The organism is Alkalihalobacillus deserti (assembly GCF_020734105.1).
Taxonomy (GTDB): Bacteria; Bacillota; Bacilli; order Bacillales; family Bacillaceae_D; genus Halalkalibacter; species Halalkalibacter deserti.
The window spans coordinates 35,213-56,777 of record NZ_JAJAFR010000003.1 but is presented as its reverse complement, the minus strand read 5'-3'; the positions used below and the strand labels follow the sequence as shown (position 1 = coordinate 56,777).

The following is a 21,565-nucleotide window of genomic DNA, read 5'->3' as shown; positions in this document are numbered from 1 at the left end:
TTTAGTCTTGAGAGTAGTTTGAATTCACTTTTGACAAACAATGAGAATATACTTGTTTAAGTTGTTCCATTTCTATTTCCAAGGAATGATATTTTTGAATGTATACCTTAGCTTTTTCACTGGTGTCAGAGCGCAGCTCCTCTGCCTCGAGCAATTCCACTAGTTGCTGATGAAATTGACCTGGTGTTTCAAATAAAAAGCCAGTGACACGATCTTCAATCACACTCGCATTCCCGGAATTATTTCTAGCTAATACAATCTTTCCAATCGACATCGCCTCTAATACTGCTGCAGATTGCCCTTCTGAAATAGACGTATTCAAAACAAAATCCGCTTTCTCGTATATAGATCTCATCTGATCAATTGGAACGACATCTATATAATCAAACCAATCATTTTCTTTTTCACGCTCTATTACGTCTTTATACACCTTTTCATCGAGTACAGGTCCAACAATCTTAAAGGATAGTTCCGGCCATGTTTCTCGTATCTTTTTTAACTCTTCCCATAAATAAAACACATCTTTAACCGGTCTGAGTCCTGCAGGAAGAAGTAGTAACGGATTTCCACTTAACTCCACACTCGCAGCTTGTCCTACGGGCAACTCGACACTTTGTGGAATGACATAAATTCGATCAGATAGTAACGGATTCTCATTTACAATTTTCTCTTTGCCGTCCTCACTAAACACCGTTATCCCACATGACTGATCCGCTACTGCATTCATCAGCCTAGCCGCATCTGGATTTTTCAAATCTTCATTCACATCAGTTCCACCAGAAGTTAATATATAGGGTTTACTTAATTCAAGTTGAGGATACTGTTTAAACCACTCTGCAAATCGTTTTAAATGAATGACATGATAAATATCAGCTTCATGAAAATATACTTCCCACTCTTCGTTCCACGATTGTTCCTCATAAGCAAACACACGCACAGTCGCGTTCCACTGTGTTAATCCCTTTACAATCCGCTTAGCTGTTGTCGCATTTCCGCGCTTCTGTTCAAAGTAAGGAGTTAAAAACAAGATTTTAGGATTAGTTATAGAGCCAATTTTCAACTTCAGCCACTCTCCATTTCCGTTCTTGTTCTTGACGTAGTGTCAAACCTAGCTTATCAAGCTTCTCCACAAACGGAACTAAGTATTTCCTGGACAAACCCGTTACTTCTTTTGCGCTTTGAAGCGTAAATAACGCATCTGTTTGCTTGTATAGCGTTTCGACCGCTTTTCTAAACGGTTCTGCATGAATCGAGAGTTTATCATCAAGTTGATAGAGAAGCTGTTGCTGATGAAAATAAAAAATTAACTCTTCATGCAGCCCTTGAGGGATTTGCTGAGCCGCTAAATGATCTTGAACAGCTGTGACTTGTAATCCTTCTAATTTGATACTCGATAAGACATGGCCAACGCGTTTTACCCAATGCTCCGGTGGGTGTGGTGTATGTCCCTTAAGCGCAACAAACGGGCCGCGAATATCCAAATAACCCGCTTTCGTTCCTTCTGCTAAGGTCCAGTCTACCAATCGTTTCGGATACGTTTTTTCATAACCTTGAATGATTTCTGCTTTTTTGATCCCCTCACGTAAAGGAGACTCGTTATGATAACGCTCCAATTCTGTTTTAATTGACCCTTTCAAAGTGCTTATAACTGATTCACTTGTTAATTCTCCAGTTGGCAATCTAAATAGCAAATCATGCTGAGAAACCAGCTCCTTTACGTCATCGTCAGACATATTAAGCTCTTTACTTACATCTTTTACCGCTAGCAGCTTTTTATCTAATAGAAGCTGATACAAGCGTTCCTCAGGGGTTGCTTCCATCTTTTCTCTGAGCGAGTTTATCGTATCTTCACCGAACCGATATTTCCCACCATGAGCTTCAATCACCTTACCGCCACCAATTGTTTCCGTCGGGGTGGGACGCCTTAGAATAAAACGATCTCCCCGTCTTGTGACAACAGACTCTTCTAACCGAATCTGACAAACAAGTTCTTCGTTTCCTTCTATTAATTCATTTCGATCAAAAAAGACGATCTTCCCGTACACCTCTGCTGTACCAATATGTAATTTAATCGCTCCACGTTGCTTAAGAGTAAATTGCAGGTCAGCTACAGTTGTAAGAGCAACATCAATTGTTTCCGTCGTTTCATAATGCCCACTTGCAACCAAAACGTCACCACGTTTAATCTCTTCTTTAGAAACACCACCGACATTAACAGCAACACGCTGCCCTGCTCGTCCCGTTTCTCGGGATTGATGATGGACTTGAAGCTGTCTCGCTCTCACCGGAATACGTTGTGGTAAAAGTTCGAGCACATCGCCTTCTTTCACCATGCCTTCATAGACCGTTCCACGAACAACGGTTCCTTGACCATGAACCGTAAAGACCTGATCGATCGGTAATCGAAAAGCTCCGCTTGCATCTCGACTGGAATGCCCCACTAAATTTCGTGCAATTCCATCTTTTAGTTGCTGAATTCCTTCACCACTGACACTATCTACAAAAAAGAGTTGGCTTTCCTCAAGAAAAGTTCCTTCGACACTATCTCTTATATCTAGTTCAACTAGCTCACGCATTTCTTCATCAATCCGATCCACTTTCGACACAACTATGATTCCATTTTCAATACCTAGCAAACGAAGAATATCCAAATGCTCACGCGTTTGAGGCATCATCCCTTCATCACCTGCAACAACGAGCATAACTAAATCGATCCCCGCAACTCCCGCAATCATTTGTCGAATAAAACGCTCATGACCTGGTACATCAATGATCGATACTTCCATCTCATCATTTAACACGAGCGGTGCATAGCCTAGTTCGATCGAAATACTTCGTTCCTTCTCTTCTTTTAAACGATCCGTATCAATATTAGTTAAAGCTTTAGTTAATGTTGTTTTGCCATGATCAATATGACCTGCCATCCCAACTGTATAATGATTCATCACACGTTTTCCCCTTCTCCACAACCATTTATTCACGTTATATTATCATACTATATACGCTATTCTTAAACAAAGAAAAGGACATCATTTCCTATATAACGTTAAAAAATGGCATCTATTCGGATGCCATTTTCCATTACCACCTACAAAAATTCTCAGTGTGCGTACGTAAAATTTTTCTGCTCCGTTCTTATTACTACAAGCCCTAAGGTTAGTTACTGATTTTCACTAGCAGTTCTTCTCCCTCTTTTGACTAAAAAAAAGGCAACGATGTACAATAAGAATTAAAAAGGAGCATGATTATGGATAAGCAAGAGATATTAGAGAAGATTGAACATGTACAAAAAGGAAAAGTTGAATTTGAGGTTTTTGTTCAAGAACGTCCACCTGAAGAATTTGGGGATGCTGTGAAACTTTATTACAATGAGGATGAAACTTTCAAAGTGGTTGTATTTGACCCTAACACAAATGAAGTATTCTCTGAAGAAGTTCTTGAAGATACCGACCGCACTCTTACCTTTATATCTAAAGCCCTAGCACCAAAAAGAGATCATGCGCATACAGAAGTTGATTATATTAACTTAGATTTAACAGAGCCAAAAGGAAAAATCGGAAAATAATAACACCGCTATTTAACAGGCTTTACTTAAAGGATAGAAATCGTTAACTAGGTTAATACCTGTTCCGCACACAATTCACCCTTGGGAGCGTGACCAATACCTAAAGAACTATTAAGATTTTAGAACCCTTGACACTATTAGTGTTGAGGGTTTTTTGCACTAGGCATGCGCAACTTTAGGGGTTAAATCCATGGTCAATAAAATAATTTATTTAATTAACCTACTCTTCAGTTAAAAAAATCTACCAAAAGGTTGATACAACTCCTTCTTATCTTTGGATACATGTGTGTATAGATATAGTGGTCAAGGGTCTGACTTGGAGCATCTGTGGGTACGATTGGTTCTGAAAGGCTGAAGCAGTTGTTTCATTAGGTATAGTTAATTACTCGAATTACTCAGATGTTTGGGAACAATACAATTTAGTCCAGGCATAATTAACAACGGTTATTAATAAGTATTGTGTTAGGCAGTCGGTAAAGGAGAGTGAGTTGAAAAACATATGCAAATTGTAAAGAATTCATCGTGTGAGGTTAAGGTCTATGGAAAGCCCATTCTTATTGAGCCTGTTAGTAAACGAATGAAAATTTATAAGCTTCCAAACCTCACTATGATTGATCAATTTATTTCTAAATTGAAAAGGCTAGGAAAGCAAAGAAAATGTGATAAACTTATTTTTTATGTGAAAGAAGCTGAAAAGCATGTCATAAAAAAACATATGACATGCTTAGAAGGGAAAATTGAATCCTTTTTTAACGATGAGGATGCTTTTATTTACGCACTATTTTTAAATCCAGAAAGACATCAGATTCACCTATCGGAAGCTGAAATGACGGTTCTAGATCTTATTAAAAAAAGGAATAAAGGAAACTCTAATTATCAGCTGCCAAAAGATTATAAAATGAGATGGGCCAAAAAAGAGGACGCACCGCAAATGGCAAAGTTATACAAAACCGTCTTCAAATCTTACCCTACTCCAATGAATGATTCAAACTTTATTATTGACATGATGAGCAGTGATGTTTATTTTTTTATTGTTGAAAAGGATAGTGAAATTGTTAGTGCTTGTTCAGCTGATTTGTTACCAGAATTTAAATCTGCAGAGCTGTCAGACTGTGTAACCTATGCCGAGCATCGCAGCAAACAATTGTTAACTTATCAAGTAGCTCATTTAATCCCTAGAATTAAAGAGATGGGGATTAACACGTTATTCTCTTATTCTCGATCTGTCTCGATTGGGATGAATTTGGTTAATATCAAGCATGACTTCCAATATGGTGGACGAATGATACGAAATAGTAATATTGCCGGAAGCATGGAGAATATGAATATATGGTATAGAAAACTATAAAATCTAAAAAATATAGTAGAAAATCTTTAATCAAATGTGTTCTTTAAAAAGAGCGACTGATTAGAGATTTTTTTTATTTTAAGATTGTTCAACAAGGTAAAAAACGACCTTATATTGAACTTTAAAATTTATTTCTTGAGTTAAAGAGGTAGGGTAAACATTGTTTCAGGTTTGCTTGAATAAAAAAGGAGCAATAAGGAAAGATTTTATATGTAGATTTGTTATAGGAGGAGGTTTAATGAACGGGAAAACTTATATTGAAAAATGGATGAAACGTAAGAGGAAATTGTTGCATCTTATTTTTTCCAGGTCTAGATAAGGATACATGTTTAAATTGAAAACGAGACACTCAATTTGGGGAATTACGGCCCTTTGGACATCAGCAGCAAGATGCTGGGAGCTTCCGACAATCAATAAGTCTTCCGTCGAAGGCTTCAAGATAGCTCACAAAGGCAAAAAAACGAAAAAGCCAGAGTATTACAAAAGGACAGTAATCTTTTTTAAAACAAGGGAACTTCTCTTGTTTTTCTCTTTTTTATAATTATTAGTGGTTTATTGTTTTATTAAAAAAACCATATTCTAACTAATTTCACATTACTAAAAAATGTTATGGGAAGGGAAGAATTAGTATGCCATTTGGAGCAACATTTCAAGACACTTCATTTAAAATCAATAATCAAAAAGATCGAAATGCAATACAACAAAAAAAAACAGGACCTCTTAAGTTAGAGTACAAACAGCCACAAGAAGGAAAGAAGATCGCCTTAATTGGATGGAGTATTCCATCTATTGAAGCATTGGACAAACTAGGTCGTCCGTATATTGTTGTCAGTCTTCCTGATTTCGAGGATTATGCAAAGCAGCATGATATTCCTTTTTTGGCTTGGAACTTTGATAACAAACTAAACTATGAGCAAGTTTATGAACGTTCAAATGAATTATCTGAAAAGTTAAAAGAACTGGAAGTAGACCACGCCATTCCGATTTTCGAAGAATCGGTAGAATGGGCAGGGGCGCTTAACTCTCATTTTCGAAATGATCCTCGCTTATTTGATCATTCTATTCTTTTTCGAGATAAAGCGATGATGAAAAGAAGAGCACATATAGGCGGGCTCCGCGTCGGTATTTTTGAGGAAGGAGAAACGATTGAGGATGTACGTAAATTTTTTAACCGTGTCAATCATTCGTTGCTACGACGTCACGATAACGATCCAGATCCAATCCATATTAAAGCGTTTAATAAAGCAGGGGCTGCTGGACATCGTATCATTCGGTCTGAGAACGATATAGAACAGAAGCTTACAGATAGCAATTTCCCTTGCTTAATGGAAAGTCACTTAGAAGGGATTGAGGTATCGTGTGAAGCTTTTATTCAAAGAGGAAAAGTTCAATTTTTGAATATTACAGAGTATGTTGTCTTTGGATATTCGATGATGGTCCCCCCTTCTCCCGAAATAGAAAAGCTGCGTCCTGCCATTCGTGAAGAAGTACAAAAGGTCGTTGATGCTTTCGATATTGATCATGGTGTTATTCATCCAGAGTTTTTTATTTCTGAAGATGAGACGTTATATTTTGGAGAAGTAGCATACCGAATTCCTGGAGGCCACATCTTTGATTTAATGAAAAAGACATATAATTTTAATCCCTATGAAGCTCACATTCTTTGTTGTGATCCTAATACAACAAAAGAAGAGATGGAAGGGATTTTCCCTGATGAGGAAAAAGCAAATGGACATGCTGGTAGCTTTTTAGTGTATCCAAAAGTTAATTATGTTCAAGGCGTTAATATTCCGGAAGATCTCGAAGACCATCCTAGCTTTGATAAACATACATTGTTTAAACCGGCAGCAAGCAAAGTTCAAGATCAAGAAGGATACGGAAATCATTACGGGACTGTTTTCTTTCATCACGCTAATAGCGAACTCGTTAAAGAGCAATTAATGAGCTATGTTGATCATGACTTTTATATTTAATAGGTTGTGAAGTGTACTTTGAAATTTTGAAAGGAGTGGAAGGTTTGATTGTTGAAGCGGAAGCGAATGTATCAAAAAAAGAGGCTTTTGAGCAAGCCCTGCAAACATTAGAAGGGGCGTTACCGTACGCCAAAAGCATGTACCAAGCAGACCTATTTCAAGCTGCTGCAAGACTGATGGATGAAAAAGGAGGGATGAAACAGCTTTATGAATTTGTAGAGCGGTTTGATCAGGCTGGAGTTTTTGAAGGCGGTCCTTGGGCTGAGCCTTCAAAATTAGAGCCACGTTTAGTTAAAGGATCTTTAATGGCAAGCGGCATGACATCTATCGTAGATATATTAAGTCAAGTGCGTATGGTAGCCATTGCTAAAGGAAAATACAAGCATAAATCCGTCTCGAAGGAAGAGGCAAACAAGTTTTTAAATTCAGTCATGGCGCTTAATGTAGATATCTTATTTCCTGAAGAAACGGAAGCAGCTCGAATTGAAGGAAAAATAAAAGAGAAAAACCGTGCAGAAAAGTTATTTCGGTTTTTAGCTGATGAACTTTCATTAGCTTCAATATCTGGCACGATAATAAAAGAAATCGATGAACTTGTTGCTCAACAACCGATTATGGTGAATCGCATTGTTTCAATGATTAAAGACGCTAAACAATTGTTGAATGATACGATTAACGAACAAGACAAAAAAGCGATAAAACGTTATGTCGATGCGATTTCAGGACCTACAAAGAAAAGTAAGAAATATGTAAATCCATGTGACTATCGTAAACAGTTAAAAGAAGCTAGTGATAAAGAATTAGAGGATGAAGCAAAAGTTTTTGCTAAATCAATGAGAAGTACAGGACTTGTTTCACACTGCCATGTCATTTTAGTCCGCTATTTAAACATAAATAAACCTAAGCTTTTACCAGTAGCTCTTGGATTAAACAAAAAGGGCGTGGCCAACCTAGAGGAACATTTCTCTACTATCAGTGACCTTATTAAGGTAGCGATACATCCACCGATGCGACAATCATTATTTGGATTGGCTTGTATGTTAGAACGGGGAGTGTTATCGTCTAATCCTGTTATTCCAGGACTTCGCAGGCTAATTGAACTTGATTTGCAGCCTGCTGTTCGAAAAGTACTGTTGAATTCAATAAATGGTGATGAAGGTGTAACAGCAAACGACATTATGGTAGCTGGTGTTATTAGTGTGTTAGGACAGCCTTTAGGTGTAGGTCAAGGGATGAACCCAACTTGCCAAACGGCTCGTGGAATCAGTCTTTGGTCACTTCACGCCCCAGGCTATTTGCTAGAACTGATTCCAAGAGCTGCAAGAGATGGAGACATTGACATTATGTTTGAAGGGATAACTATTCATTCTAAAAATCTAAGTGGTGGATTAGTGGACGAACTTCATGAAGAGCTAGATCCTGTTTCATTAATTTTAGTTCCTCACCTTGACCGTATTTATGGTGAGCTCGTTCGCCTGTCAGAGCTGCGAGGTGAAGACGTTCACAAATGGGTTAATCCTACTTTTTACGGAAGTTGGGTTTCAAAAGGATTTAGTTCCACTATCGATGCATTAACAGCCAGTGTTGTTGATTACCGCGGGTTTGTACGACTTTTTTATTCAACTCATCACCCAGATTACAATAATGGACATGAGCTGATTTATCCAAATCCAGTTGGGATATTTATCACTAATTCTTTCGGGGAATTGTTAGGTCTTCATGCTGTATCCATCCAAAGAATTGATCGTGATTCTAATGGCAAATATAGAATTTATTTTTACAACCCTAATAATGATAGTTCTCAAGTTTGGGGACAAGGGGTTGAACCGACAGTATCTGGACATGGAGAGAAGCCTGGAGAATCGTCCTTACCGTTTCATGAGTTTGTTTCTCGTTTATATGCTTTTCATTATAACCCATATGAACAAGGAGATGCGTTTGCCGTCGACAACGAAAAGGTTAACAAAACCGAAGCTCTCGCAAAAGAAAGCTGGGGAAAGAATTATACGTGGGTTGATAATAATATAGCTGTTTAATAGCACATGAACATAATTACCGATTGAAAAAGGCTTAAATGTGTTTCCTCTAAATTAGAAGTATCAAATTCATGAAATTTATCAATATAGCTCTTCGTTTCTTTTAAAGCCTTTGGGAATTGAATTTTACATTGGAAACAAAGTAAGTAACTCTCCTACTTTCGTCAGACTGTTTAATGCTCACCTATATATTGTATGCTCTTTAGGTGAGTATTTCTACGATAAAAAGAGGTTGTTCAAAAGGTTCGGTTTCACCTTTATGAACAACCTCTTTTGTCAATTAAAACCTTTTAATCGATACCTTAAGTTTATGAACCATTTTTCAAATTTCGTAACACTGTAGGCATTTTCTTTTCTTCTTCTTTTAGCTTTTTCTCCCGTTGTTTGTTTCCTGGGTGATTGGCTGATTGAAATCTTGCAGCGTCCATTCCATCGATAATATTGGTCATAGACAAGACCTCCTTTCCTCTTTAGTTTCCCTCTCAGCTGAATTTTAAATCGGCTTCAAGCAAAGATCATGAGGAAATTTCGTCCTTCTTCTTTGAATAGAACCCCTCTCTTCACTTGATAGATTGAGTAGGTCATAAGTACAGGCTTAACCAAGCTTTTATTCCGCTTTTAGTTTTCCTTTCATAAAATTCAATATTACATGCGCAGCCACGCGACTTGTCATATCGCGAAAGTCAACTGTTGGGTCGACTTCAACAATCTCTAGTCCTTCTACGATTGTTTGTTCACCTAAATACGAAATGGACTCAAACAGATCTATCGCATCCATTCCCCCTGGTCCAATGGCTGGACAGCCCGGAGCTTGCGCTTGATCAATCACATCGATATCAACTGACACATAGATAGAATCGACCTTTCCCTTAAATTTCTCGAGTGACTCCTTGATGATGTTTCCCATCCTTTTCTGTCGCACATCTTTCATTGTATAAACCGTGACACCTTTGTTGTTTACATAATCATGATATGGTTTACTATTGGAAAAATCTCGAATTCCTATTTGTATTAAATGAGTGCCCCTAATCGTTCCGGTTTCAATTAAGCTGCGAAAAGGAGTCCCGTTACTAGGTCCACCATCTTCTAAATTCCGGACATCATGATGGGCGTCAAATTGTACGACGCCCACTTTTCCCTTTGCTTCTGAAAACCCTTTGATACTCGGATACGTAATCGAATTATCCCCTCCCAGGACAATCGGCAGCCAAGCTGGATTTTCTTTTAATGCACAGAATATCGTCTCATACACGCGATTTTGTGACTGCACGATATCCGTTACATGCATCGTAATATCACCTAAATCATCAATGATGCAACTGGCTAAATCAACATTCTCTTCAATCGAATAGGTAGAAAATGCTGACAACGCTTTGCGGATCGTTCCTGGTGCAAAACAAGCTCCTGAATGACTGATGGATGATTTCGAAAGAGGGGCACCAATTAACCCGAATCCGCTTATTGTTCCCCCTTTCCATTCTTGAATAAGATCTGAGACTTTTGTTACATCACGATCTTGGAACGAGGCATTAGCTTTTTGAAGATGAGGTAGAATCAATGACGTCCCTCCTCTTTGACACAACCTGGCCGCTTTTAATGACCGTATTTACGTGATTGACACCATAATGGTATGGAAGGTATAGATAATTCGGCGCGTCCCAAATCACGACATCAGCTGTGCGCCCAACGACTAGCTGTCCTGCTGAATCACCTCGACCAATCGCATGAGCAGCATTGACTGTCATGGCAATCCAAATCTCTTCTGGAGTCATCTTTAACTTCAAAGCGGCAAATGTCATGATCAGCTGAATGTTTTCAGTCGGACAGCTGCCCGGGTTAAAATCCGTTGCTAAAGCAACAGCTACTCCTTCTTCGATCATCTTACGGGCCCTTGCAAATATTTCTTTTCCGAGGTAAAAAGTCGTACCTGGAAGCAAGACGGCTATCGTACCTGATTCAGCTAACTTTTCAATTCCTTTATCTGACGCTCCGACCAAATGATCAGCAGATATGGCCCTTAAATCAGCGGCGAGCTCCGTTCCTCCTAATGGATCAATTTCATCCGCGTGAATTTTAAGCCCGAATCCTTTCGCTTTCGCCTCCGCTAAATAGGCTCGTGATTGTTCGACTGTGAAAACGCCTGTTTCCGTAAAAATATCAACAAACTCCGCTAATTCTTCTTGTTTTATCTGATTAAGTATGGATAGCATTTCTTTTAAGAAGGCTTCTGGGTTGTTTGTGTACTTTTGCGGAATTGCGTGAGCTCCTAAAAATGTGGAAACAAGGTCGATCGGATGATTTTCTTGAAGTCGCTTTGCCACTTTTAATTGCTTTAATTCTGTTTCAGGTTCTAGACCATATCCACTTTTCACCTCTGCTGTTGTCACGCCATAAGAAAGCATGCGGTCAAGGTGAAAACGAGCTTTTTCATACAGTTGGTCCTCCGTTGCCTTACGTGTTTTTTCAACGGTCGAAAGAATTCCGCCACCTTGCTTTAATATCTCAAGATAGGGAACACCTTGCTGCTTTAACGCCATTTCATGTTCGCGTGATCCACTAAAGACAGCGTGTGTATGCGGATCAACTAAACCCGGTGTAACGAGCTTTCCTTGACAGTTGATGATCGTCTCTGCCTTAAACCCTTGCGCCGATTCTACCGTACCAACAAAGGTAATTTCCCCATTCACTATAGCTACGACAGCATTTTCAATCACCGTTAACCGTTGCATGTCTTTTCCAGCTCTTGGACCTGTTGATTCCATCGTGAGTAACTGACCAATATTTGTTAAAAGTAAATCAACATGTTGAGTCATCCCATTCCTCCTAATCACTTGTTTTCATCCATTGGAATCACGACATTTTTCTCTTTCGCTGCGTCTTTGGCGAGCTGATAGCCTGCATCAGCGTGACGTATAACTCCCATACCAGGATCTGTCGTTAACACACGTTCCAATCGTTGTTCCGCTAACTCTGTTCCATCAGCGACTACAACCATGCCCGCATGTAAGGAGTAACCCATCCCTACACCGCCACCATGATGGACCGACACCCAGCTAGCCCCAGCAGACGTATTAATTAACGCATTTAAAATTGCCCAGTCTCCAACAGCATCGCTGCCATCAAGCATCGCTTCTGTCTCACGATTGGGAGAAGCAACTGAACCACAATCTAAATGATCGCGTCCAATCACAATCGGTGCTTTTAACTCACCTGTTCGAACAAGTTCATTGATCGCGAGTCCCATTTTCTTGCGCTCGCCATAGCCTAACCAACAAATTCGTGAAGGCAAGCCTTGGAATGCCACTTTTTCTTGTGCCATGTCAATCCAACGGCAAAGTGCTTCATTTTCAGGGAATAATTCTTTAATAAGAGCATCGGTCCGATAAATATCTTCAGGATCCCCAGACAACGCGACCCAACGAAATGGCCCTTTTCCTTCACAAAACAATGGTCGAATATAAGCTGGAACGAAGCCAGGAAAATTAAATGCTTCTTCAAGTCCCTCGTCCTTCGCCACTTGACGAATGTTGTTTCCATAATCAAATACTATCGATCCTCTTTTCTGTAATTTTAGCATCGCTTCCACATGTTTTCTCATACTTTGGTTGGCTAGTTTTACATATCTACTAGGATCATTTTCACGGAGCTCTATTGCTTCTACTAGAGAAAAGCCTTCTGGCACATAGCCATTGAGCGGGTCATGAGCAGACGTTTGATCGGTGACAATATCAATATGAACGCCGCGCGCAATGATCTCGTGGTGAATGGTTGCTGCATTACCAACTAAACCAATTGAGAGCGGCTCTCCTTTTTCTTTTGCCGCTAATGCCCACTCTAACGCTTGATTTAAAGAATGCGTCATCAAGTCACAATATTTTGTGTCGATTCGTTTCTGAATGTGTGTTTCATCTACATCGACAACAAGGACAACCCCGTCATTCATCGTAACGGCGAGTGGTTGAGCACCACCCATTCCACCTAGACCTGCTGTTAGCGTTAACGTTCCTCTTAAACTATTGGAAAAATGCTGTCTCGCAATCTCCGCAAATGTTTCATACGTACCTTGTAAGATCCCTTGTGTACCAATGTAAATCCAACTTCCCGCTGTCATTTGCCCGTACATCATTAACCCTTCTTTTTCGAGCTTATTAAAATGCTCCCAGTTCGCCCATTTCGGTACTAGTACGGAGTTTGATAGCAACACTCTAGGTGCTTGAGAGTGAGTTTTAAACATGCCAACCGGCTTTCCAGATTGAATAAGCAACGTCTCATCTGCTTCTAGATCCTTTAATGAATGAACAATTGCATCGAACGATTCCCAGTTTCTTGCAGCCTTCCCAATTCCACCGTAGACAATCAACTCCTCTGGTTTTTCGGCAACTTCAGGATCCAAATTGTTATAAAGCATGCGTAAAACCGCTTCCTGCTCCCAGCCTTTGCATTCTATTCCTACACCTGTTTTTGCTTGAATGATTCTTGTTTTAGTCATCTTTTCTCTCTCCTTTTATAAATGAACTCGATTGACTGTTTGTCTATCAAAGTGAAAACGGCTTTCTTTTAACCATTTGTTTATTGCTTCAATATCTTTTGAAAATATGCGATCTTTCGTAATCGGAGGAACAAGTTCTCTACCTTTTTCTAAAAACTGGCTTGTTGTCGATGCCATTTTATCTATCCCTCTTATTTCCGTTGCTTGCATCGCACAAATGGCCTCGATTGAAAGCACACGGCGAGCATTTGTAATGATTTGATACGCATGTCGTGAGCCAATCGTCCCCATGCTGACATGGTCTTCTTGGTTAGCAGAAGACGGAATCGAATCAACACTGGCTGGATGAGCGAGCGTCTTATTTTCAGAAACAAGAGACGCAGCTGCATACTGCATGATCATCGCTCCTGATTGTAAGCCAGGCTCTGGACTTAAAAACGGCGGTAAATCATTCAATTGCGGGTTAACTAAACGCTCAATTCGACGTTCTGAAATGTTAGCTAGTTCTGCCATTGAGATGCTTAAGAAGTCCATCGCAAACGCAATCGGTTGACCATGAAAATTCCCACCTGAAAGCACTTTGTCACCATCATTGAAAATAAGTGGATTATCAGTAGCTGCATTCATCTCAATTTCTAATTTCTCTTTGACGTAGTTTAATGTCTGCCACGTCGCTCCATGTACTTGTGGAATGCAGCGAATCGAGTAGGCATCTTGCACGCGAATTTCTCCTTGTTTTGTTGTTAACTTACTATCTGCTAAATGACGACGTATTCTCTCCGCTACCTGAACTTGCTCCTTATAGCCACGAGCTAAATGAATGTCTTCATCAAACGAGCAGATAATGCCCCTTAACCCTTCAATCGTCATCGCTGCAATCACTTCTGATTGATAAGCTAGTATCTCTGCTTCTAAATATGCAACAACACCCATTGCTGTCATCGCTTGCGTTCCATTAATCAAAGCCAAACCTTCTTTTGCGGTTAACGTAATCGGAAAAATTCCTTCTTTTGTTAAAGCGTCAATTCCAGGGATTCTCTCCCCTTTATAAAAGACTTCTCCTTCTCCAATTAAAACAAGTGCCAAATGAGAGAGTGGGGCCAAATCCCCACTTGCCCCAAGCGAACCTTGCTGCGGAATGATTGGATGAATTTCTTTATTAACTAAATCTAGTAATCTTTCAATAACGACAGGTCGAACACCTGAATACCCTTTTAGTAAGGCATTTGCTCGCAGAAGAACCATTGCTCTTGATACGACCTCTGGAAAAGGATCTCCTATACCACATGCATGCGAGCGAATTAAATTTAATTGCAAATTCTCAACATCATCCTTGCCAATATATACATCACTAAATTTACCGAAACCTGTTGTAATGCCGTAAACGATTTTTTCATCAGCGACAATTTTCTCTACGGCTTTTCGACTCGCCTGCACTTTTTTCATACTTTCTTCAGAAGCTGTTACTTGCTCTCTATCAAAAAGCACCCGCCTTACCTCAGGAAAAGTGAGTGTTTGACCATTCAATGTAACCATTTCTCTCTCTCCCTTCATCTCTTTACCTTAGTAAAGGACTAATAGAAAAGGGGGCTATATCATTGAAATCATTTTTTGATTTCAAGATATAGCCCCCTATTAACTAAAATAACTATGGGCAGTTATATGTGGTTAATTCCTAAGCCAATCGTTTCATGCTCGGATCCTTTAACCGGTGCACCTATCGTTCCGTATAAAGAAACCGCAATCCAATCTCCCTCTTGCTCACTATCATACGGATTCCCCCGTAATACAGCAAAGCTTAAGCCAACTGTTCTCAGGACTGACCCTAACTGAACTTGGCCCCGCGTCACACCATGCAACGCTTCAATAATCGCATGATAAAGCGCATGAGATTCGCGGTACACATTCGGTTGGATAATTCCATTTTTCTTAGCTGCTGTTTCAATGGCCGCCACTACTTTATGCGCTTCCATCGAACCAACTTTCCCTATACACCCTTTCCAATTCGACTGCTCCAACTTGGCAAGCTGTTCAGCTGAATCCTCAGAAAGCAACAAGAGAATGGCATTTCGACCAATTCGACGGTTTTTGTTTAAACCCATTAAACAACAACTCTTTCACTTTAACTATGAATCGCTAATGTCTAATAACTACCTTAAGTGTAAGCGCTCTAAAACACAGTGTCAACAAAAATTTCCAAATCATTAAAGTAAATGAAATATTTAGGCGAGGACCTAAGATGAGGTCTTTTTCTTGAAAAAGACTCAGATGGAACTAAAACAAAGACCGAACGTATCTTACGTATGAATCCATGAGAACAAATTCAAAGAAACTATTTGTGTCTGTGCTTTATTGATCGATTTCAACTAACTAAGAAATTCACCCTTCTTTCAAAAGTTGAATAATACAAAGTTGATATACTTTATTTTGCATGTTTAATCACAGTCAAGACAGGGTAAAAATAATGCAAAGATAAGAAAAGGCAAACTTATTAAAAAGTAAGGACGCAAAACCATAGGGCTAACGGGAAACCGAATTCTCTCAGTCGGGGATGAAAATTACTCCCTTAGAGTTAATGTAGTATTTTCATTTCATTAATTTTGTGAGTAGTAAAAATGAACTTGAAAGAACCAGAGCTTATAGGAGGTTTCACATTATGAATAATTATGAGGTAACTCCTAAATTATTTGTGATATTACTAGCGATATTACTTGGAATTATTATTTCAGTTACAGCAAGTTTTACAGCAACAAGTAATTTAGGTAGTTATATAGCAATGTTTTCGACAATTGCACTTATTGGATTGTTTAACTATTACTTGTTAAGAGTACATGTCAAAAATGAAAAGGATATTTAATCCCCCTCTTTTATACATAAACATTATTGTTTTCATAAACGATTAGAACTAAAAATAAACGAGCCTTTTGAGTTCATCTGACATATAGGATTTTTCCTATATCTGTAAATGTAAATGGTTCGTTTATTATGTGTAAGGTGTTGTATAACAGATGACAAAAAGCTTCTATCATAAGAATGATGACATCGTTATTATGAAAAGAAAAGTCCAAAATAGAATGAGTTCATTGAAATAAAACGACATGTGGGGTCAGGAAAGATTTACTTAAGGATGCTTAGATGACTTTGTAAGGCTTATGTAATATCTAGTATTCTCAAAAAGTAGAAACATTTTTCATACTTAAATGTGCATGTTTAATCATAGTAAAGATAGGGTATATATGACACAAAGATAAGAAAAGGCAAACTTATTGAAAAGTAAGGACGCAAAGCTATAGGGACTAACGGGAAACCCATGTCTGCCAGTTGTCGATGAAAATTACCTCCTCAGGGTTAATGTAGTATTTTCATTTGGCATTAATTTTGTAAGGAGTGATAAAAATGGACTTAAAAGAACCAGAGCTTAAAGCTGTACTCAATCAATTTGATACCTTGATATTAGAAACTCCTGATCATAGACAGAATGTACCTGTATTCAAAAGATTCATTACTAGATTACTAAAAACACAAACCTATATTGTAACTCTGCCTATTGAGGAAGTAATGACAATTATGAAACAGAAAAAGCCTCTAGTTTTTGCTGCATTGCGTAGGGATTACAGTAGTATTATTACTATAGAAATAGTAACCCATATTAATATGGAGTATCAACAAGCCTATAGAAGATTAAGTGATTTAAAAAGTAAATTAGGAATAATTCAGAAACTTTAATCTTGTAAAATAATACCAACTACTTAAATGGAAATTAAATTGAATTCGTATCTACATACTAAATATGCTTATGTATTTTAAGAAAGAGGTTTTAAATATATGTTCAAAAACCTAGATGATCGAGCTATGTTAGAAGTTTATTATAAAGCCTTGGAACATGACTTGGGGAAGATTTTATCTTTATCTTAAAAGAAGAGTTAGATGAGAGAGGGATCACTCCCTACTTGTAAAAAACTTTTAATTCTCGCTCTCTCGTTACTTACAGTTTTCAAACTCCTTTTTAAATACTTTCTTTACAAGGGGGTTTAAATAAAAGAAAAGCCCCACATGTATAACAATACTATAATTAGGGATAGACTTTAACGTATTCTACGTAGGGTTTATCCCTTTTTATTTTGCATAATTTACGATAAATGAAATATTCAAACAAGTAAGATAAGATCTTTATCTTGAAAATGTGAATCAGACGAGTTATAATAAGACTCGTATCATGGGGCTGGCTGTGATACTGGTGTTCGCCACGGTCTTCAAAACCGCTTGGGAGGCGCGTGCCGTCTTCGGTAGGTTCGATTCCTACACAGTCCCGCCAAAAATGCCTTTATATCAAGTGTTTGCTTGATAACTCATACATATTTCTTAATGGATATTCCCCCACGGTCTTTTGGTCAAAAAAGAGGAAACCGTTGCAGACCGTTTTCTTAGACCGTGAGGAACAATCACTTGTAGTCGCCTATAAAAATTATAGGGGGCTTATTTTTATGCAGAAAAAAACAATGAGGAAACTTAAAAGAAATCAAGCGACAACACAGATGAGCAATGTACTACATTCACTAACCTTACATGAGATGTTTGAAAAATTTATGGTTTATAAACGAACAGAAGCGTTAGCCAATAGGACGATTAATGACTATTATAAACACTTTGACTACTTCAAAGAATATCTACGTAATGATCTGACAAGTGAGGAAATTACTTCAGATTTATTGCGTGGTTTTATCGGGTACATGTTGCATGAAAAGAAGCTTTCTCCTGTAACTGCAAATGTACGAATAAGAACAATGAGAGCATTTATGCGTTACTGTTATAACGAGGGCTACTTATCCAATCCTGTTCACGAAATTTTCAAGCCGGTAAAAACACCACAAGATACCTTGGAATCATTAACACCAGCAGAAATAAAAAAATTACTATCAGTTATTGATGACGAGTTGTATACGGGTTTTCGAGATAATGTAATCATTTTTATATTGCTTGATACTATGGTGAGAATTTCTGAATTAGTAGCTATAAAAAGAAGAAATGTTGATTTAAAAGCTGGGTTCATTAAATTAGAAGCTGAAGAAACCAAAACACGTCGAACAAGATCTGTTCCTTTATCATCAAAAACAATGAAGCTGTTAAATGAATACATTATCGAGACTGAAGATTTTGGTGAAGAGGAATTGTTTTTAACGTATGATGGCCATAGTATTAACCCTAGTACCGTACGCCATAAATTAAGGGAATATGGAGAACGTGCTGGTATAAATAATAAACGTGTAAGTCCTCACACATTTAGGCATACAGGAGCATTGTTGTATATTTTGAACGGTGGAGATCCTTTTAGCCTTCAGAAGATTTTGGGACATACTGATATGTCAATGGTTCGAAAATATATCCAAATGACAGATGTTGATGTAAGAAGACAACATAACTCTTTTTCGCCAATAAACTCTATATTTTAGTAAGATATAAATTTGCTTTATTCCACACATTATTTATGGTATTAGAGTAGCTATTTAACTGATCTAATGCAGAAAAAAGAAGGCACCCACTAATGGACATGCCTTCTTTATTAACTTTTAAGAAACCCCACCCTGTCAAGGTGGATAGATTGATTGATAGGATTATAACAGTTTGAGTCGTTGATTTAATAGGCTCTTGTTTTTGATGAGTAGGATCTAATAAGATGAAATTGATGGCAATTATGATTAAGTTGCCACCAGCTAAAAACCTTGTGTAATAGGTTTTTATAAATACTCTAAATAAAAAAATCTTAAAAATCATAAAAAAGATTTAACCATTTATAGTAATGATTCTCTTCATCTCTATTTGCTTTTTACAATGCCTTTTTTAAGTAATCCGTTTCGGTTAGCCCAATCATATATAAAATTTTGAATTTCTAGAACTCGTTCATCTGCATTAACTTTTCCATTCCTTTTTCCAATAATGCAGTCCATCTTTAATATCTCTGGGATAATATCTTCTGAATCAGGATATTCATAACTATCATTAAATCCAGGGTTGAGCCAATGTAAATATATAAAATAGTTATTCTTCTGAAAATACTTTAACGTACTTAGTGCATCTCGCTTAAATTGGATTGAACACAATACAATCTCAGGTTCACAATCTACTTGAATTATTTCTTCAACTGTTTTTCCTCTTTCTTGTGGGGAACCATTAATCAAAAACACATCAGTATATTCTCCATTTGGACCAACTTGAAGTGACCTAAGTGATTTTTGTGCTGTACGAATGTTTAGGTCATCAAATAGTTTTTTCCATGTTTCTGATTTACCAGAGTTCCGATGCCCTATCACAGCAATTAATAACTTCTTTTTCAAATAAAATTCCTCCCTAAATTTATTCATCAAATAAATATATTCCAGACATTACTCATTCAGAATATGTTTTATTAAGTTTCATAATTCAGAGTTGGTAACGTTTAAAAAGCAGAAACCTAATTGGCTTCTGCTTTCTTATTTTAATTCATATCTTGCAACACTCAACAATGTCGAATCTGTAAGATATTAAAAGTTTAGGTCCTAAACAATTATATCCTTTTATGAGCTTACACCAAATATCCTGCACTCACTCTATGAAAAGATTACTTGTGAGCATGACGGTAGTATCCGTATTCAATACAGCTTTGTTAATCCCATGCAAGAAACGTAAAAAGGCAACGCCCATAAGGGTTAGTTGCCTTCTTTTAAAATGAGTTGCGAGATACACTCCACATGTGTCGAATGCTGATTGTAGATAATAAACTTCCAAATAAAGGATGTAGCTTTGTTCACCTATAAATAAATGTATTTAACACTCTAAAAAACAAGACCTAATATTAGAAAAAAAACAATGCGTTATGCTTGCAATTCACTTATCATTTCTTCCCATGGCCAGTTTAGGGTTAGATGTTTTCTATAGAAGAGTAGCTGTCTGTCAACGGCAGTTATTTCATCAGTTGAATTATTATACGCTAAAACTAGACCTCTACCTTCGCTGTCAACCTGTAGCTCCTCTAACTTACCGAGGATAGTTCTTAAATTTCCTTTTTGAATTCTTGGTTGTCTTGAATGAGCTATTTCATAAATTTCGTTAAGCCCCAGCCCATTAATTAACTTATCATTATCGGCTTCTACTATTACAGCCATTGCATGTGCATAGATTCCTGTAGAGTCATTTCTACTTCTTATCCCTGTCGAAACCCTACTAGCGAACTTTTGATATAAAGAGTCAAGTTGATTTGCATATGCAGCTGCTGCAAGATCAAAATTACTTATATTCGAAATCGACTTTTTAATAGCTTGCTCCTCAAATATCTCCTCTATATCCAATGTATGTAAAACCAAATTTTGTAATAGGCCTATATTTCCAAAGCAATCAGAAATAAGCAAGGGGATAATTTCATCTGAAAACTCTATCTTCAAAGCTTTGCTACCCTTTTCTATTACTTGTTTTAAATCTTGTGGTGACCAGTAAATGGACATTTCATATATACGACCTGATAAATCAGGATTAAGATCTAATAACATGTTACTTTGTGACCAGACCCCAATTATTACTATAAAACAGCCATAATCCCATAAAGCTTTTAAATCGTACGAAAACGCCTTCCTTTCTGGGATTGAAAGGTAGTGAAAGTCCTCTATTACAAGTCTTTTACCTGAGTTGATGATTATATCTGCAATAAACTTTAAATCGTTTATATCTCTGCCGACCACTTCGGCTTTAGTGCCATCATTATTCGATGATTCAATAGTTGACTTTACGCCTAATTTAGCTAATAAGCTTGTACCAATACTAGCATTTGCTTCTACACGACCAAGAATATTTGAACCATTTGTTTCTTCCACTATAAGCTTTATTCCAAGTTGAGATAGTGCATCAGTGTAAATATCTTTAACACTCTTACCGAACCTACACTGTACAACAATTGCGTCAGGTATATTCTTTTGTCTGAACCAAGATTTCCCACACTTCGATTCGCCGCGTAAGGCAATATGTGTTCTTCTATCGAGGTACCTCTGAATGACAGTATCTAAATTCCCTCTATCAATATAGGAATCACTTAATATCGTATTTGACATACCAAATACATCTGAAGATCTTTTGTAAGTCATGTCAATACTACCTCCCTTTATAAAATTTCTTTAAGATAACAACCTG

At 37.6% G+C, this 21,565-nt stretch carries 17 protein-coding genes, 1 tRNA gene and 2 riboswitches; of the genes, 8 read left to right on the top strand and 10 right to left on the bottom strand.

Going from position 1 to position 21,565, the window contains the following annotated elements; genetic code table 11:
• Position 1 precedes the first annotated feature (1 nt).
• Both LDX58_RS06545 and selB read right to left on the bottom strand, forming a co-directional pair.
• A complete protein-coding gene (locus tag LDX58_RS06545; protein WP_227936051.1) occupies positions 2 to 1,060 on the bottom strand; it encodes a glycosyltransferase in 1,059 nt (352 codons plus the stop codon).
• The gene (gene selB, locus LDX58_RS06540) at positions 1,038 to 2,945 is read right to left on the bottom strand and encodes a selenocysteine-specific translation elongation factor (protein ID WP_227936050.1); all 1,908 of its coding nucleotides are present in this window, start codon (positions 2,943 to 2,945) and stop codon (positions 1,038 to 1,040) included. Before selB ends, LDX58_RS06545 begins: the two co-directional genes overlap by 23 nt.
• 302 nt (positions 2,946 to 3,247) lie before the next feature.
• Between selB and LDX58_RS06535 the strand changes: the two genes are divergently transcribed.
• The 4 genes from LDX58_RS06535 (at position 3,248) to LDX58_RS06520 (ending at position 8,922) form a co-directional block, all read left to right on the top strand.
• Positions 3,248 to 3,565, top strand: a complete 318-nt coding sequence (locus LDX58_RS06535; protein ID WP_227936049.1) for a hypothetical protein — start codon at positions 3,248 to 3,250, stop codon at positions 3,563 to 3,565.
• A gap of 499 nt (positions 3,566 to 4,064) precedes the next feature.
• Positions 4,065 to 4,913 (top strand): putative beta-lysine N-acetyltransferase, encoded by an 849-nt coding sequence (gene ablB, locus LDX58_RS06530; protein WP_227936048.1) that lies wholly within the window; start codon positions 4,065 to 4,067, stop codon positions 4,911 to 4,913.
• A 629-nt stretch (positions 4,914 to 5,542) separates the two neighbouring features.
• Entirely contained in the window at positions 5,543 to 6,886 is a 1,344-nt protein-coding gene (locus LDX58_RS06525) for an ATP-grasp domain-containing protein (RefSeq protein WP_227936047.1), read from the top strand.
• A 44-nt stretch (positions 6,887 to 6,930) separates the two neighbouring features.
• On the top strand, positions 6,931 to 8,922 hold the full coding sequence (locus LDX58_RS06520; protein WP_227936046.1) for a hypothetical protein: 1,992 nt from the start codon (positions 6,931 to 6,933) through the stop codon (positions 8,920 to 8,922).
• Positions 8,923 to 9,230: 308 nt separating this feature from the next.
• On the opposite strand, the gene LDX58_RS06515 is transcribed toward LDX58_RS06520, so the two are convergent.
• The 6 genes from LDX58_RS06515 to hutP all read right to left on the bottom strand — a co-directional run bounded on the left by LDX58_RS06515 (position 9,231) and on the right by hutP (position 15,513).
• The gene (locus LDX58_RS06515; protein WP_227936045.1) at positions 9,231 to 9,371 is read right to left on the bottom strand and encodes a hypothetical protein; all 141 of its coding nucleotides are present in this window, start codon (positions 9,369 to 9,371) and stop codon (positions 9,231 to 9,233) included.
• A 158-nt stretch (positions 9,372 to 9,529) separates the two neighbouring features.
• Entirely contained in the window at positions 9,530 to 10,480 is a 951-nt protein-coding gene (gene hutG, locus LDX58_RS06510) for a formimidoylglutamase (RefSeq protein WP_227936044.1), read from the bottom strand.
• Positions 10,452 to 11,735: an imidazolonepropionase gene (hutI, locus tag LDX58_RS06505; protein ID WP_227936043.1), complete on the bottom strand. Its 1,284-nt coding sequence runs from the start codon at positions 11,733 to 11,735 to the stop codon at positions 10,452 to 10,454. The genes hutG and hutI overlap by 29 nt, the downstream gene beginning before the upstream one ends.
• A 14-nt stretch (positions 11,736 to 11,749) precedes the next feature.
• Entirely contained in the window at positions 11,750 to 13,411 is a 1,662-nt protein-coding gene (hutU, locus tag LDX58_RS06500; protein ID WP_227936042.1) for a urocanate hydratase, read from the bottom strand.
• A 15-nt stretch (positions 13,412 to 13,426) separates the two neighbouring features.
• The gene (gene hutH / locus LDX58_RS06495) at positions 13,427 to 14,947 is read right to left on the bottom strand and encodes a histidine ammonia-lyase (protein WP_227936041.1); all 1,521 of its coding nucleotides are present in this window, start codon (positions 14,945 to 14,947) and stop codon (positions 13,427 to 13,429) included.
• A gap of 122 nt (positions 14,948 to 15,069) precedes the next feature.
• The gene (gene hutP / locus LDX58_RS06490) at positions 15,070 to 15,513 is read right to left on the bottom strand and encodes a histidine utilization transcription antiterminator HutP (RefSeq protein ID WP_227936040.1); all 444 of its coding nucleotides are present in this window, start codon (positions 15,511 to 15,513) and stop codon (positions 15,070 to 15,072) included.
• A 369-nt stretch (positions 15,514 to 15,882) separates the two neighbouring features.
• Positions 15,883 to 15,970, top strand: a riboswitch (cyclic di-GMP riboswitch).
• 97 nt (positions 15,971 to 16,067) lie between these two features.
• On the opposite strand from hutP, the gene LDX58_RS06485 reads away from it, so the two are divergent.
• The 4 genes from LDX58_RS06485 to LDX58_RS06470 all read left to right on the top strand — a co-directional run bounded on the left by LDX58_RS06485 (position 16,068) and on the right by LDX58_RS06470 (position 18,861).
• The gene (locus tag LDX58_RS06485) at positions 16,068 to 16,268 is read left to right on the top strand and encodes a hypothetical protein (protein WP_227936039.1); all 201 of its coding nucleotides are present in this window, start codon (positions 16,068 to 16,070) and stop codon (positions 16,266 to 16,268) included.
• 389 nt (positions 16,269 to 16,657) lie between these two features.
• Positions 16,658 to 16,740, top strand: a riboswitch (cyclic di-GMP riboswitch).
• Positions 16,741 to 16,807: 67 nt separating this feature from the next.
• A complete protein-coding gene (locus tag LDX58_RS06480) occupies positions 16,808 to 17,137 on the top strand; it encodes a hypothetical protein (protein ID WP_227936038.1) in 330 nt (109 codons plus the stop codon).
• A gap of 492 nt (positions 17,138 to 17,629) precedes the next feature.
• Positions 17,630 to 17,726, top strand: a tRNA-Sec gene (locus LDX58_RS06475).
• Between the two features lie 169 nt (positions 17,727 to 17,895).
• Positions 17,896 to 18,861, top strand: a complete 966-nt coding sequence (locus LDX58_RS06470; RefSeq protein WP_227936037.1) for a tyrosine-type recombinase/integrase — start codon at positions 17,896 to 17,898, stop codon at positions 18,859 to 18,861.
• A gap of 363 nt (positions 18,862 to 19,224) precedes the next feature.
• On the opposite strand, the gene LDX58_RS06465 is transcribed toward LDX58_RS06470, so the two are convergent.
• Both LDX58_RS06465 and LDX58_RS06460 read right to left on the bottom strand, forming a co-directional pair.
• The gene (locus tag LDX58_RS06465) at positions 19,225 to 19,743 is read right to left on the bottom strand and encodes a hypothetical protein (protein WP_227936036.1); all 519 of its coding nucleotides are present in this window, start codon (positions 19,741 to 19,743) and stop codon (positions 19,225 to 19,227) included.
• A gap of 516 nt (positions 19,744 to 20,259) precedes the next feature.
• Complete coding sequence (locus tag LDX58_RS06460) at positions 20,260 to 21,519, bottom strand: hypothetical protein (RefSeq protein WP_227936035.1); 1,260 nt, start codon at positions 21,517 to 21,519, stop codon at positions 20,260 to 20,262.
• Positions 21,520 to 21,565 lie beyond the last annotated feature (46 nt).